A 13,820-nucleotide genomic window follows, 5' to 3' on the forward strand; every position below is an offset into this window, starting at 1 on the left:
AGGCCCCGCAGTTCCGGCGTGAAGATCACACCGCCGACGCACGCGGGCCCTGTCGCCACTACCAACCACGTCGCGTGACCGCCGCCGTCCGGCAGCTTCGCCGGACAGTGCCGCACGTCGCTGCTCAGCCGACCAACAGCAGCCCTGACACCACCGAGGCGCACGGCCTCCCAGGTGGAGACTGCCTCTGTGGTCGCGGTGAGACCATCGGCACCTGCATCGTCACGGGCGACCGACTGTGGTTCCGGGCTTTCCGAGACTCGCCCGCCGCCTACCACTTCCAGCGCGTCACCGACTGGGCCTGCGTGGACTGTGTAGCCGACGCCGCCCTGGACGTGGCCACCGGAGTGATCCGCAACCAGATGCGTGAGCAGGCCCGCGAGCGCGCGGCAGAGATGAACGCACTGATGCGGACCAAGGCCATGCGACAGGAGGCTGGTCTGCCGCCCGTCTCTGCGGCCATCCCTGAGGGTTGCGACTGGCCGGAGGGCGAGCGATGACCCTCGACCCTGCAGCGCAGCAGCGCTACCAGCGACTCGAAGCCCAAATCGCAACCCTCGGCGGCGAAGACGTGCCGATGACAACCGAGGAACTGCGCGACCTCCTCGGCGCGATCATCCACGGCCACAGCCACAGGGATCGCACGGACTTCGACCTCAACCTCGCGATGATCGGCGTCGAGAGGCACGTCGAACTCCGCATCCAAGACTTCCTGGCCAAGCAGGCACAGGAGCAGACCTCGCCCAGCAAGGGGGATCAGGTGACCTAGCGATCTTCTAAGCGGGAGGTCCTGGGCCCCTTGGCGGGGGCACTTCCTCTACCGCTGGCCGCTGATGTTGGCGCATCGTGCGCGGCCACTTCCTACGGCTCGGTTTGGCGACCGAGCTAAGGCCCGACTTCCGACTTCCGGTTTGGCGACCGGGGCCGATCAGGTCGAGCGACTACTGGGTTCCCACCCATTCACGAGGACCCCATCGGGGCTCTCGCTTTCATCCATCCCAAGAAGAGGACGGGTACATAGTGCAGTACGACGCACCTGCTTGTCAGCTTGAGCGCGCAAACGATGGCGATTCGCGGCAAAAGTCCACCCCAGAACTCGGCACCCAGTGCCCCACCCTGGCCCCGTGGGCGCCCGTCAGTGCCACCGCCATGGAGGTCGGCACCACCACCTCCCGGCACACCGGCCCCCGGAACTGGCTCCGCTCCGTCGAGTGGCTTATCGCCGCCGGCCTCCACCCCAAGGCCAACCACACCACCCTCGCCGTCGCCCAGGACCTCGCCAAGCGCATGGACTACAGCACGGGGCACGTCCGCTACGGACTCGAGGACATGGCCGTACGGCTCGACCTTGACCGGTCCAGCGTCGCCCGGCACGTGAAGTACCTCCGTCAGCTCGGCGCTCTCGTGTGGGCGCAGCACGGCTCCCGCAGCAACATCAAGCGCATCCTCGGCCGCCCCGGGTACGCAGCCACCGCCACCGTGTACGCCGCGACGATCCCGGCCGCCTACGACCACGCCATGGGCCACCGCGTCCTCGGCGAGGGGTACGAGGCGCGGGCCATCGCGGTCCGCCAGGAGACCGCCGTTGCCGGGGGTGCGAATGGGGCCGAATCGGCTGTGGACAACTCCCTTTCGGGCCCTGTGGATAACCCCGCTAAACGATCTCTTGCGACCCCTTCCCTTACCCCAGCCACCTATGGGGTTCAGGTTCAGATGGTGGGGGGTGTAACTACTACCGCGACGCGGCAGCAAACCACCCCCAGCCCCCCCTCCCGGACGGCCAAAACCAACAGCGGCAGCAAGAAGCGGGCCACGATCCTCGGCAACACGGTCACCGCGACCGGCATGCGCCTCGGAGACCGCCTCGCCCACGCCATCCGCCGCGCCGTTCCGTGGACCCGCCGCGCCACCCACGACCAGCTCCGGTGGATCTGCGCCGACATGGGCGAGCAGCAGTGGACCGAGGACCAGGCCGTACGGTTCACCGTCGAGACCGGCCACCAGCACGCCGCCGGATACGCCTGGAACCCCCACCAGCCCCACCGCGTCCTCGCTGCCGCCCTCCGCACCGCCGACGCCGACCAGCTCGAGGACATCCCCCTCGACTCGGCGCACACCGTGGCGTACGAGGACTCCACCGTCGCCCGCAACCGGGCCTCCCTTGAAGCGCTGTTCGCCCTGATCCCCGCTGACGCTGCCCCGGAGCTCGAGGAGATTCCGGCCGACAGGTACACCAACGAGGACCGGCTCCGCGCCCGCCTCAACTGGAACGACTGGCCCGAGGTCGCCCGCCACTACGCCGACGACCCCGACGACGCCCTCGACCTCTACGGCACCAAGCTCTGCACCTACGCCGTCGGCCGGGACGCCCGCGCCAACAACAGCACCCTCACCCACATCTGACAGGAGCCCGCATGCCCAAGCACGAGGACGCCAACCTCACCGCCGTACGCAACACGGTCAGCGAGAACATCAGCTTCTCCGAGGCTGCGAACCTGTCCGAGACCCCCGACACCCTCACCGACGCCCTTCACGCGCAGGCTCTCCTCCAGGCCGCCCGCATCGTCACCGCCACAGCCACTCCGGGCAGTTCACTGACCGAGGTAGTCGAAGGGGTCGTGCGTGCACTTCACCGAGAAGCCGCCCGCCTGACCGCACCTGAGGCCGCTGGCACCGCCGACCCGAACCTCGCGGCCATGGAGAAGGCGTCCCGGGAGCTGTCCCCCGCACTTAGGCAGTCACGCGCGCAGCTAGCCGACGATGCCGAACGATGCCCGGAGTGCACCACCAGCCTGGCTGCCTACTCCACCCACGAACTCGTCCACGTGCGTATGGAGCCGCGCCCGTTCTGCTCTGGCGAATGCGCCATTGAGTTCGACGCCCGTCGCAGCGACGCCGCCGTTTACCACCGAGCCTGGGACGTCGTCCGTAAGGGAGACCGCTCGTGACCCAGCCGAAGACGGCTGCCGGGGCGGACCTCGCCCGCCAGGCCCTCGCCGCCTACAAAGCCACCGCACCCAGACAAGGCGCCCCCAAACCCCGCCACCGCGCCCGGCGTGCAAACCGAGGCGCCGGCCGCGACCCCGTCGGCCTCAGCGGACTCCTCGGCCACCTCAACACCGAACAAGGCTGGGAACTCTCCCTCTCCGCCGGAAGCATCACCGACCGGTGGGCCGCCCTGTGCCCCGAACTCGTCGGCCACGTCGAACCTGTCGCCTACGACCCCGACCGAGGACGCCTCGACCTCCGCCCCGCCACCCATGCCTACGCCGCCCACCTCCGCCTCCTCGGCGGACAGATCGCCAAGCGCATCAACGACCAGCTCGGCCGCCAGGTCGTCCGCACCATCCGGCCCCTGCCCGTCGGCCCCATCACCGCCACCCCCGCGGCGGCCGCGCCCGGCCGACCCACCGTGCAACGCCCCATCCGCACCCGGGACACAGCGTGCGACGGGTACAAGGAAGCCCTCGCCGCGATCCGCCGAGCCGAGAAGCCCACGGTCAACCCGAAGGCCGCTGCGGCGATCGAGCGGCAGAACCAGGCGATGGCCCGCGAGCCCGAGGGCCAGTTCGCCGACGCCGTTGTCGCGGCCGAGGAAGCAGCCGGCCCGCAGCTGTCCGACTCCGAACGCGCCCGCCAAGCCGCCATCGCCCACAAGCACACCGGCGGCCACACCGCGCCCGTACGACGCGTCTTCGACGTCGCCTGAGTTTTACGGCCGTAAAACTCGCCCCGCCCAGAGCCCTCTCCGAAGACACCCGACCGGTCTGACAGACTGCCCCCAGTCCGGAGTACCGGAACATCGGGAAGTATTCGGAGAGAACCACATGCCCTACATCACTGTGCTCTTGAACAGGAAGGGCGGAGTGGGCAAATCGCTCATCACCGTCAACCTGGCCGCCGTCCTCGCCGAGATCGTCGGCGAAGACCAGTCCGTCGCCGTCGTGTCGATAGACCCCCAGGCCACCAGCGTCGAGCACGCCGAAGAAGTCCGGAAGCAGGGCCGCGAAGTCCCCTTCCGCGTCGTCAACGCCAGCCGCAACGTCGAGCAGCTCCGCAAGCTCCGACGCGCCAAGGCCGACTTCGTCATCGTCGACACCCCCGGCTTCATGCCCCTCAACGAGGAAGAGGAAGACGACGACTCGATCGACCCCCTCGGCGACGGCACCGTCGGAGACGCCCTCCGCGCCGTCCTCGACGTAGCCGACGACGTCATCGTCCCCCTCGAAGCCGAAGGGTCCGCCTTCCGCCCCACCCGCACCACCATCGAACGCGTCCTCATGCCCCGGCAGATCCCCTACGGCGTCGTCGTCAACAACTGGGATCCCCGCGACGGCGAGATCGACCGCGACCGGACCATCAGCATGGTCAAGAAGCGCGGCTGGAACCTCTACAACACGACGCTCCGCCACTACAAGCCCCACACCCGCGGCATCACCAACGGACGCTTCTGCACCCAGTACGAGTCCAACCACACCGCCACCAAGGCCAAGCAGGACTTCGTCGCCCTCGCCCTCGAGCACCAGATCCGCCGCCAGAAGCAGGCGACCCTCTGATGGCGATGAACCCCAACGAGTTCGACGACTTCCTCGAGGACGACGACGCCCCCGACCACGTCATCGACACCCGGGCCGACGGCCGGCTCCTCCGTGTCCCCCTCGGCCGCATCTCGCCGAACCTCGTGAACCCGCGGAAAGACTTCGGCACCGAAGACGACCTCAAGGACTTCGGGCGCAGCCTGAAGCGCCGACAAATCCAGGCCGTCCCCGTCGTGACCCGCAAGGCGTACCTCAACCTCTGGCCCGACCACAAAGACGGAATCGGCAACGTCGACGTCGTCATCGTCAGCGGGGAGCGCCGCTACCGCGGAGCCAGCGCCGTAGACCTGCCGGCGCTCGAGTGCGTCATCAACGACGGGTACGCCGAGTCCCGCAAGACGTTCCTCGACGCGGTCGTCTCGGAGAACATCGACCGGCAGAACTTCGACGCCATCGAGGAAGCCAACGCCGTCGAGGTCCTCGTCGAAGCGTTCGGCACCGCCCGGGCAGTGGCCGAGCACTACGAACGGGTCGACGGCTGGGTATCGCAACGCCGGATCCTGCTCCGCCTCGCCCCCGAAGCGCAGGAGCTCGTGCGCCGCCAGAGCATGCCGCTCGACGCGGCACGCAAGCTCGGCAAGCTCGTCAAGGACTACCAGTGGTCCGCCTCGGACCAGTTGCAGTGGTGGGAGGACGAACAGCAGGAGCGAGCGAAGAAGGCGGCGGCGAAGAAGGCGGCCCGCGCTGCGGAGCGAAAGGCCGCCGCTCAGGCCGCTCCGATGCCACCGAGTTTTACGGCCGTAAAACCGGTTGGTGTGGCACCGGCCCCGGACCCGGGCATTCCGCAGCGCGTCGAGCCGGAGCAGAGCAGCCCCGCCCCGACACCGGACCCGGCCCCGGCCGCTCTTCCGGTTCAACGGGAGACGGCACCCTCGCCGACTCCAACACCATCAGAGGCCCCACTCAACGTTGCCACGCCCGCAGTGAGACCGACAGGACCCATTCGGCAGTCCGTAGCCGCTGAGCCCTCTGTCCGGGTGCAGCAGCTGCCGACGCACGACTGGCAGCAGCTCGCGGACATCGTCATCGCCGAACTCCCCCGAGCAGCACTGCAAAACCTGACCGAGCGACTCCTCGAGGCGGCTACAAGCCGTTCCGCCTGACCCAACAGAACCGGCCCCGCCCTCACCATCACGGTGCGGGCGGGGCCGGTTTCGTGTGCGGTCGGTTTCGGTCGCATTCCGGCACCTTGCCGGGGTTTTTCGGTCACACGTCCGAGTGACTCCACGACCCGCCCCTTCCCACCTGCGGCCGGTCGTGACTTGGCTGGAAACGCCGTGCGCCCAAACCGGGTACGGCAGCAGGGGCAGGGGCGCCCCCGCCCGGGTTCGCAGCACCCCTGCCCCTGCCCCAGCTCTCACCAGGAACCTTGCCCAACGCATTCCGCTGACGAGAGCCGAGGTCTACAATCGCCATCATCTGATGGGCATGCCCCGTGAGGTCTCAAGCCCCCGCAAGACCGGAAGCTGGCGTCGGCGAAAGCACCAGCCCCCGACCGCGGGGGCTTCCTCATGCCCACACCCAGACAGCAGCACGACCCTCCCGGACACCTGACCAAGGACTGGCCGGGACCCTACCCCAGCAGGGGCGCACCGGTATCAAAATCCAGACCTGCCTTACCCACGTGGCCAAATCAGTGTCACAGTGAACATCCCCCGGTATAGGCCACCGGCAGCCAGCCGGGGGAGGCCGCACGGACTGCGATCGTGTGGTCGCCCTTCCCAATGCCGGAGGAGCGGAGACGCCCCATGCCCTCATCAGTCGAGCCCGCCCCCACCACGGGCCACCACACACCCGGGCCCCCAGGCCCCGACACCACGCGCCCGCCTGGCGATACGTCCAACCGGGTCATCCCGTTCGGCCGGCGCACCACCCGCACCGGGCGCGGCCGCCGCACCCCGCAGCCCGCCCTGCCGGAACGCGTCGTCGCCCCAGACAGCCCTCAGCAGCGCCTCGCCGAAACCGCCGAAGCATGGTTCCTCGCCCGCGGCGCCACCCTGACCGACGAGACGACCGCCGACACCTACCGGGCCACCCTCGACCTGGTGCAGCTCATGATCGACGGATCCCGCGCCGAGAACCTTGTCGGCGAGGACGAACACCAGACCCTGACCGGCATGATGCGCGGCCTCCGAGACACCCCCGACGTGCTGTGAATATGCCAACCACCAATGCGGTTCGATGGGTGGCGACTCGACCACAGTCACACACAGCCCGTTGATCACTTAGCACTTTCTGTTCAACACGGGACCAATACGTGCCATCATGGGCGTCCGGAACTACCCGGAGTCACACTCTCCGGCCACCGGCGCGCGCCCCGGCCCCACACCGCACGCCCCGCGCCCCCGGCCGGTTTCCAACGGGATCGGGGACACCATGCTGGGAGACGACACCACCACCGAACGTAGACTCCGGCTCCTCCAGGCGGAGTTTACCCAGCTTGAGCAACGCGGGCCCGGTGACGGGCGCACCGCCACCCGCACCGAATCACCCGCACCCCTCAACCTCGCCGTCATCGACCGCATCCGCGCCGCTGTGTACGAGGTCGAAACCCACACCCGCGCCGCCGTGCCCGACGCCGGCCCCCTCCCGGCGGACGCCGCCCGCGTCTACGACTGGGCACGCCAGCACACCGCAGACCTCGAGCCTCAACGCCAGCAGGCCCGCGAGACCCTGATCTACCGACAAGGCCTCGAGCACGCCATCGAGATGGGTGACGCCAGCGTCATCCGCAAGCACCCCTGCCCCGGCTGCGGATGCTGGGGACTCATCTGGCGGCCCGCCGCCCACCGCGCCGCCTGCGTCAACCGGTACTGCGTGGACCACGACGGGCTCTCCCACACCTGGCCACTCAAGACGCTCGCCCACCACCACGTCGCCCGCCAATTCGCCACGAAGACCAGCGCAACCTGACCGCCCTCCCGACGGTCAAACAACCAGCACCCCCCGCAACAACCTCATCACGCACAACCCTCACGGGCCCACCAGCCCACCCCGTGTCGGCCGCCGGAGCTGCGAACGATGGCCGCCCGACCCCGGGAGCACCATGGCCGTCGAGCACTTCGTCCCTCACCCGGCACCGAACGACCTGATGCCCCTGCCGGCCATCTACGACCTCCTCCAGGACACCGGTCATCCCGCGTCCGAGTCAACGATCCGCCGGTGGATCGCCCAGGCGGAGGCCCGCGGTGAGGCCATGTACGTCGAGCGCCGGCTGTCCTTCGCCGGGCGCCGGCGGGATCTCGTGTCCGTCTCCGACATCCTGATGGCTCACCGTGACTGGGTGAACGGCACCGTGCCCTGACTGGGCGTCACCCGCAGAGACCAGCCCTCACCCCTTTCCCCCGGGGGTGGGGGCTTTCTCATGCCATCACCCCGAACGTATTGCATAGCAATACGAGAATGGGTACTGTGGTGTCACCGGAAGGGAGAACACCCCCACCGGACCACCACCCCAACCAGGAGGCCGCCATGGGCCACGCCGTGATGACGCACGCCCCCAACCGGGCCACCACCGTCAACTACGCCGACCTCACCGCCCTCGCACAGGACGCCTTCGACCACCACATGGAGCAGGCCGACAACGCCCGCACCAACACCGACTACCGCCAGGCCATGACCTGCGCCGCCCTCACCGCCGGAATCCCCCTCCCCACCGGAGGCGAGATCGCCCTCTGCGCCTGCCCCAACTGCTGGGACTGCGACCGCATCTTCAACGCCAACGACCCCGACGCCCACCCCTTCGGGCAGTCCACCGGCTACAACCTCGGCCGCATCCAGTGCCCCCACTGCACCGACGCGCACCGCGCGACCGACGAGCAGTAACCCACCGGCCCCCGCTCCTGCCAACCGCGACGTGGCAGGACCGGGCCAACCCCGGCCCCGAGTCGAGCACCACACCCCATGGGTGCGCAGTAGCTCCCGGGGCCGGGTGAACACCCCCAACCTCACCACCCGGGAGACCGCCATGCCCACCGACCCCACCAAGCACCTCCTTGGCTACGGGCGCCAGGACACAACCACAGGCATGCTGCACGGCCACATCCGTTGGCCCAACGGACAACCGCCGACCCCGTTCGGATGCCGCTGGTGCGGAACCGCTCAGAACGTCCACGGCAAGCGCTGGATGCCAGGCAAGGCACTGCATACCTGGGAACGCCCCACCACCGCACAAATCAAGGCCCGCATGCTGGCCCGCCGCAACGCCTACAAAGACGTCTGCCGGTGCCCGCGGGACGACGAATGGCGCCCGTTCGCCCCGGTCTTCGACCCGTACGCCTGCGAAGCCTCCAACTGCCACGGCTACACCTCCGAGACCAGCCCGTTTGGCGGCGGCCTGTACTCGCGATCTGTCACCACGACCAGCGCCGAGGTGTCCCGGAAGTGCAGTACGTGCGGCTGGCGGACGTCGGTGTGGCACGTCGATGACGGGTCTGCGGAAGAAGAGCTGCACCGCCACGTCACCCGCGTCCACGCCTGACCTCCACCACTCGGGAGACCGCCATGCCTGCATCCAGCACCGGCACCATCCTCCGCACCACCGCCCACATCCTGAACTACTACGGCCTCCACACCGGCAAGCAGTTCGCCACCCACGACGGGCGCCTCGACATCACCGCCGCGATTTTCCGCGCCACCACCGGCAAAACCCCCAACTGCTTCCTGACTAACGAGAACGCCTCGCTCCTCCAGATCCAGGTGTGCGAGCCCGCCATGGACGCCATCCGCATGGTCTCCGCCGTCCTCCCCACCGAGCCGTCCACCGACCCGGCCACAGGGCGCGACGACCACATCGAGCACGTCAGCAACTGGGCCGGCCCCACCCGCCCCGACACGGATGCACCCACCCACCCCGAGGTCATCGGCGTGCTCCTCCGCGCCGCCACGGCCGCCGACAGCATCACCGCCTTCCCCCACCAGACCGAACGGAGCGCCGCCTGATGGACACCCGCATCGCCGTCACGATCACCGTCACCGCCACCAACCTCACCGAGGCCGACGTCGACACCATGCGCCAGGAGATCGAGGACGCAGCAGCTGCCTACAAGGGCGACGTCACCGTCGACTCCCGCACCTACGAGGCCGACTAGCCCACCTGACCGTCGCCCGCCCGGGGCCATCGCACCCCGGGCCCCACACCGGAACAGGACACCCCCATGACCACCATGACCATCGCCCCCGCCCTCACCGGCGGCCACGACCCCGCCTACTACGCCGGCCGCGCCGACGCCTACGACGACCACCAGGACGGCACCACGCTCCAGGTCCTCACCGTCCGCCTCAGCTACCTCATCGACCAGCACCCCGACGTCCACTACGTCACCGGCTACGCCGCCCGCGTTCTCGAAATCGACGCCGAGCAGCGCCACATCACCACCAACGACACCTACTGGGAGACCGCCGCATGAACGCTCGCGACAGCATCGAGAACCTGTGGGACCGGGCAACACCGGTTGGGCCACTCCTCGACGCCTACCGCCTTGCGGTTATCGCCGAGCGGGACGCCCAGATCATCGCGTGGCTGGAGAAGAAGGCGCGCGAGGAAGGTTCCTCGAACAAGGAGCGCCGCTCCCGCGCGGAGGTCCTCTTCCGCATGGCCGACAAGATGTCGCGCGGTGCCGTACGACCGCCCTTGTCGAAGGGCCCGGACGCGACTCCTCCGACACGTTCCGAGGTACTGCACGAAGCTGCCGACCTTGGGCGCGAGCTCAGCCGCCAGGGCTACTCCGCGCAGGAGATCGCGAAGCGCCTGGACCGCATGGCAGACGAGGCCACCACCACGTGATCTGGCCGCCCACCGCACCCGCTGTCATTGCCGCCGTGCTCGGATTCATCGCCATCGCCATGATCTGCGCCTCCCAGCACGGCCACGGCACCACCCCGAACCCCCCAGACACGAAGGAGCACCCCCAGCCATGAGCACCCAGCCCACCCCCCACCTCGACGACGAGCAGATCACCGCCCTCTCCGACACCCTCTACGACGCCCTGTACGCCATCACCCCGTACGCCGAACCCCACTTCGCCGACGAGACCGAGGGACTGAAGAACGCCGTCCGCGCAGTCCTCGCCGAAGCCGCTGCCCCCGCCCCGGGTGTCATCGAGTACGGCACCGCGTTCCGCGCGACGGAGCAGGCCGCCATCGAGGTGCACTCCCCGACCGCGAGCCGTGATGAGGCGGCCGCCCGAGCGGACCGCTACCGCGACATGTACCCGGTCGTGCACCTCGTTCAGCGGACGGTGCACTACGGCGAGTGGACCGACTGCGCCGGAGGCCCCCGTGGCTGAGACACACGACCAGACGTACATCGCGATCCTCGGTGCCGCCCTCGCCCAGATGAACCGCAACGCCCTCGTCCTCGCCGAGAACGGCAACAACCAGCTCGGCCGGCCCCACCCCAGCCACCCCGGCTGGCGCATCTGGAACGGCAACCTCTGCCAAATCGGCCACCACCAGCCCACCCCGTTCGTCCTCGAAGCGAACGCGATCCTCCCCGGCCGCATGTACGCCGACCGCGCCCACCACTGGCACGCCCACCTCAACAACAACCAGTGGACCCCCTGCGCACCCACCGCCGACGGAGCCGTCCCCCTCACCATCACCATCACCCAAACCCGGGAGCCGTGATGGCCTGCCCCACCGGCAAACAGCGCTTCCGCGACGACTTCGAAGCCAAGCTCGCCCTCCACCGAGTCACCACCAGCAACTCCCCCCGACGCCAAGAGAAGCGCGCCTACCACTGCCCCCACTGCCACGGATGGCACCTCACCAGCCAACCCAAGAAGCACAGGAAGGCCCGCCAGTGACCACCACCCTCACCCGCCCCAACACCTGGCGGCTCGCACTCCCCGTCAACACCCTCCTCATCAACGCCAACCAGAACCTCCACTACCGCAAGAAGACCGAACTCATCAAAGCCCTCCGCCAGACCGCATGGGCCACTGCCCGTGCAGCCAACCTCCCCGCCCTCCAACGCGCCCACATCTTCTACGTCATCCACCCCGACACCAAGACCCGCCGCCGCGACCCCGGCAACTGGTCCCCCTCCGTCAAAGCCGTAGTCGACGGCCTCGTAGACGCCGGAATCCTCCCCGACGACAACCACCACCACCTCCTCGGCCCCGACCCCCGACTCGGCACCCCCATCAAGGGCTCCCAACTCGTCCTCTGGATCACCGACCTCGACCAGCTGGCACCCGACCACACCGCGTTCCTCAACCCGCCCGGAGACCCGTCATGACCATCATCGAAACCGAAACGTGCCGCGCCACAACGAATGCCGCGTCCGGCCGGGACTGGCGGTTCAGTGCCGCCTGCGCCAGCGTCGACCCCGACCTGTTCTTCCCCCGCCGGGCGGAGGACCGGCCGCTCGCCCAGGTCGCTGAGGCCAAGCTGGTGTGCGGCGGGTGCCCGGTTCGGCAGGAGTGCCTGGACTGGGCGTTGGAGACCCGGCAGGACTCGGGTGTGTGGGGTGGCCTGTCGGAGAACGAGCGGCGCTCCATGCACCGCCGGGTCCGCCGGTACGACACCAGGGGGCCGGGCATGCCGGAGCAGATCATTCAGCACCGTCTGCCCGAGTTTCGGGCTGCGGTCGCGGCCGGTGGCGGGGTGGGCAAGGTGGCCCGGGCGCTGGGGACGAACGTGCAGACCGTGAACACCGTCCTCGCCCTACTGGAAGACCGGAAGCAGCTGGACGCGGCCGTCGAGGAGGTGGCGTCATGACGCGGACGTTTCAGGAGAGGGCGGCGCACGCCCGGTGGGCGTCGCGCCGGCGGGAGCAGAAGCGTCTCGGGGTGTGGAAGCCGTTCGTGCCAGCCGCCCCGGTAAGGGAGCATCTGGAGCGGGTCCGTGAGGCGGGTATGCCTGTGCGGGCTACCGCAGTCCGGTTGGGGTTGCCGTACACGGCGTTCGAGTACCTGGTGTGGGGTGACCAGAACAACCCGCCGGGGGAACTGGTCCGTACGGAGACCGCGGAACTTATCCTCGGGTACTGGCCGACGCTGGCCGACTTCCCGGACGGGTCCCGGATCGACCCGACGGGCACCAGGCGCCGGGTGCACGCCCTGGAGACGCTGGGGTTCAGCCAGAAGTTCATCGCTGACCGGCTGGGCATTCAGAACTCGAACTTCGCCCGGTCGATGGTCGTCGACCGTGTGACGGCCCGTGTCGCCCGCGGGGTGGCCGCCCAGTACGACCTGCTGTGGAACAAGCGCCCGGAGGACTTCGGGGTGAAGCAGTGGGTCGCTGACCGGACACGCCGTATGGCGGCCCGCCAGGGGTGGGCACCGCCGTTGGCGTGGGACGACGACACGATCGACGACCCGACCGCGGTCCCGCAGATGGACGCACCCGTACCGGGGTTCACGGAAGGCGATGACGTGGTGGCCCGGTTCCTGCTGGGCGAGTCCGTCGTCCTGGACCGTGCGGCGCAGCGTGAGGTGATCAGCCACCTCATGGAGTGGAGCAACGAAACCCCGGAGGAGATCGGGGCCCGTTTGGGGATGACGGGCCCCGCGGTGGGTCAGACGTGGGTGCGGATGAACCGTGAGGCCCGTGCGGCGGGCCGGCCGGTGCCGTGGCGGCGCGTGTACATCCCCCGGAACGAAATCAACCAGAACGACATGAGGAGTGCGGCATGAGCTTGCCGACGATGCACGGAACAGCCCGCTTGATCGATGACCCGGAGCTTCGGTTCGGGGCCGGGTCGGGGAAGGCGGTGGTGCGGGTGCGCCTGGCGTTCAACTCGCGGAAGAAGGACAAGGCCACGAACGAGTGGGTCGACGGTGACACGTTCTTCGTGGACGGGAAGGCGTTCGATCAGGCGGCGGAGCACATCGCGGAGTCGTTGTCGCGAGGGATGGAGGTGGTGGTGTCGGGCCGACTCCGTACGGAGAAGTGGGAGACGGGTCAGGGTGAGAAGCGGTCGGCGTCGGCGCTGCTGATCGACTCGATCGGTCCGAGTCTGGCCCGTGCGACGGCGAAGGTGACGAAGGTGTCCTCGAGCGGTTCCGGCGGCCAGGGTCAGGGCCGGAGTCAGGGGAGGTCGCAGCAGGGTGCGGCGTCGGCGGAGGATCCGTGGGCGTCGAACAACCCGGGGACGTCCGCCGGTGCGCCGGCTGGTGGTGGGTGGGGGAGGGGTTCCCAGGGTGGGGGTTACTCCGACGAGCCGCCTTTCTGAGGCAGCTTCGGCGCGGCACAGGGTCCGGTCCTTTCGGGGGTCGG

The 13,820-nt window shown here is 69.1% G+C and carries 21 protein-coding genes and 1 pseudogene; all 22 read left to right on the forward strand.

Annotated features, from left to right (window positions below; translation table 11 throughout):
- The first annotated feature begins 74 nt into the window (after window positions 1–74).
- The 22 genes and pseudogenes from CR470_RS02010 (at window position 75) to ssb (ending at window position 13,776) form a co-directional block, all read left to right on the forward strand.
- The gene (locus CR470_RS02010; RefSeq protein WP_143663752.1) at window positions 75–500 is read left to right on the forward strand and encodes a hypothetical protein; all 426 of its coding nucleotides are present in this window, start codon (window positions 75–77) and stop codon (window positions 498–500) included.
- Window positions 497–769 (forward strand): hypothetical protein, encoded by a 273-nt coding sequence (locus CR470_RS02015; RefSeq protein WP_097865845.1) that lies wholly within the window; start codon window positions 497–499, stop codon window positions 767–769. The genes CR470_RS02010 and CR470_RS02015 overlap by 4 nt, the downstream gene beginning before the upstream one ends.
- A gap of 380 nt (window positions 770–1,149) precedes the next feature.
- Window positions 1,150–2,403: a hypothetical protein gene (locus CR470_RS02020; protein ID WP_097865846.1), complete on the forward strand. Its 1,254-nt coding sequence runs from the start codon at window positions 1,150–1,152 to the stop codon at window positions 2,401–2,403.
- Window positions 2,404–2,414: 11 nt separating this feature from the next.
- Entirely contained in the window at window positions 2,415–2,948 is a 534-nt protein-coding gene (locus CR470_RS02025; protein WP_097865847.1) for a hypothetical protein, read from the forward strand.
- Complete coding sequence (locus CR470_RS02030) at window positions 2,945–3,709, forward strand: DciA family protein (RefSeq protein WP_097865848.1); 765 nt, start codon at window positions 2,945–2,947, stop codon at window positions 3,707–3,709. Before CR470_RS02025 ends, CR470_RS02030 begins: the two co-directional genes overlap by 4 nt.
- Window positions 3,710–3,827: 118 nt before the next feature.
- Window positions 3,828–4,556: a ParA family protein gene (locus CR470_RS02035; protein WP_179892100.1), complete on the forward strand. Its 729-nt coding sequence runs from the start codon at window positions 3,828–3,830 to the stop codon at window positions 4,554–4,556.
- Window positions 4,556–5,701, forward strand: a complete 1,146-nt coding sequence (locus CR470_RS02040; RefSeq protein WP_097865849.1) for a ParB/RepB/Spo0J family partition protein — start codon at window positions 4,556–4,558, stop codon at window positions 5,699–5,701. The genes CR470_RS02035 and CR470_RS02040 overlap by 1 nt, the downstream gene beginning before the upstream one ends.
- A 645-nt stretch (window positions 5,702–6,346) precedes the next feature.
- Entirely contained in the window at window positions 6,347–6,754 is a 408-nt protein-coding gene (locus tag CR470_RS02045; protein ID WP_097865850.1) for a hypothetical protein, read from the forward strand.
- 220 nt (window positions 6,755–6,974) lie between these two features.
- Window positions 6,975–7,511: a hypothetical protein gene (locus CR470_RS02050; protein WP_097865851.1), complete on the forward strand. Its 537-nt coding sequence runs from the start codon at window positions 6,975–6,977 to the stop codon at window positions 7,509–7,511.
- Between the two features lie 133 nt (window positions 7,512–7,644).
- Window positions 7,645–7,902 carry a hypothetical protein gene (locus CR470_RS02055; RefSeq protein WP_097865852.1) on the forward strand — a complete coding sequence of 86 codons (258 nt, stop codon included), beginning with the start codon at window positions 7,645–7,647 and terminating at the stop codon, window positions 7,900–7,902.
- Window positions 7,903–8,000: 98 nt separating this feature from the next.
- A complete protein-coding gene (locus CR470_RS39305) occupies window positions 8,001–8,423 on the forward strand; it encodes a hypothetical protein (protein ID WP_179892101.1) in 423 nt (140 codons plus the stop codon).
- An 82-nt stretch (window positions 8,424–8,505) separates the two neighbouring features.
- Entirely contained in the window at window positions 8,506–9,078 is a 573-nt protein-coding gene (locus tag CR470_RS39310) for a hypothetical protein (RefSeq protein WP_179892102.1), read from the forward strand.
- Window positions 9,079–9,101: 23 nt separating this feature from the next.
- Window positions 9,102–9,539 (forward strand): DUF6197 family protein, encoded by a 438-nt coding sequence (locus CR470_RS02070; RefSeq protein ID WP_097865853.1) that lies wholly within the window; start codon window positions 9,102–9,104, stop codon window positions 9,537–9,539.
- Window positions 9,539–9,688 carry a hypothetical protein gene (locus tag CR470_RS39315; RefSeq protein ID WP_179892103.1) on the forward strand — a complete coding sequence of 50 codons (150 nt, stop codon included), beginning with the start codon at window positions 9,539–9,541 and terminating at the stop codon, window positions 9,686–9,688. Before CR470_RS02070 ends, CR470_RS39315 begins: the two co-directional genes overlap by 1 nt.
- A 66-nt stretch (window positions 9,689–9,754) precedes the next feature.
- Entirely contained in the window at window positions 9,755–10,006 is a 252-nt protein-coding gene (locus CR470_RS02075) for a hypothetical protein (protein WP_097865854.1), read from the forward strand.
- Window positions 10,003–10,383 carry a hypothetical protein gene (locus CR470_RS02080; protein ID WP_097865855.1) on the forward strand — a complete coding sequence of 127 codons (381 nt, stop codon included), beginning with the start codon at window positions 10,003–10,005 and terminating at the stop codon, window positions 10,381–10,383. Before CR470_RS02075 ends, CR470_RS02080 begins: the two co-directional genes overlap by 4 nt.
- A gap of 130 nt (window positions 10,384–10,513) precedes the next feature.
- Complete coding sequence (locus CR470_RS02085; RefSeq protein ID WP_097865856.1) at window positions 10,514–10,885, forward strand: hypothetical protein; 372 nt, start codon at window positions 10,514–10,516, stop codon at window positions 10,883–10,885.
- Window positions 10,878–11,225, forward strand: a complete 348-nt coding sequence (locus tag CR470_RS02090) for a hypothetical protein (RefSeq protein ID WP_097865857.1) — start codon at window positions 10,878–10,880, stop codon at window positions 11,223–11,225. Before CR470_RS02085 ends, CR470_RS02090 begins: the two co-directional genes overlap by 8 nt.
- A gap of 175 nt (window positions 11,226–11,400) precedes the next feature.
- Window positions 11,401–11,838, forward strand: coding sequence for a hypothetical protein (locus tag CR470_RS02100; protein WP_097865859.1), 438 nt, complete (start codon window positions 11,401–11,403; stop codon window positions 11,836–11,838).
- Window positions 11,835–12,131 (forward strand): annotated as a pseudogene (locus CR470_RS40225) (WhiB family transcriptional regulator); the annotation flags it as partial. The gene CR470_RS02100 and the pseudogene CR470_RS40225, both read left to right, overlap by 4 nt.
- Before the next feature lie 185 nt (window positions 12,132–12,316).
- Window positions 12,317–13,237, forward strand: a complete 921-nt coding sequence (locus CR470_RS02110; RefSeq protein WP_097865861.1) for a hypothetical protein — start codon at window positions 12,317–12,319, stop codon at window positions 13,235–13,237.
- Window positions 13,234–13,776, forward strand: coding sequence for a single-stranded DNA-binding protein (ssb, locus tag CR470_RS02115; RefSeq protein ID WP_097865862.1), 543 nt, complete (start codon window positions 13,234–13,236; stop codon window positions 13,774–13,776). The genes CR470_RS02110 and ssb overlap by 4 nt, the downstream gene beginning before the upstream one ends.
- Window positions 13,777–13,820: the final 44 nt, after the last annotated feature.

Source organism: Streptomyces sp. rh34 (assembly GCF_002551245.1).
Taxonomy (GTDB): domain Bacteria; phylum Actinomycetota; class Actinomycetes; order Streptomycetales; family Streptomycetaceae; genus Streptomyces.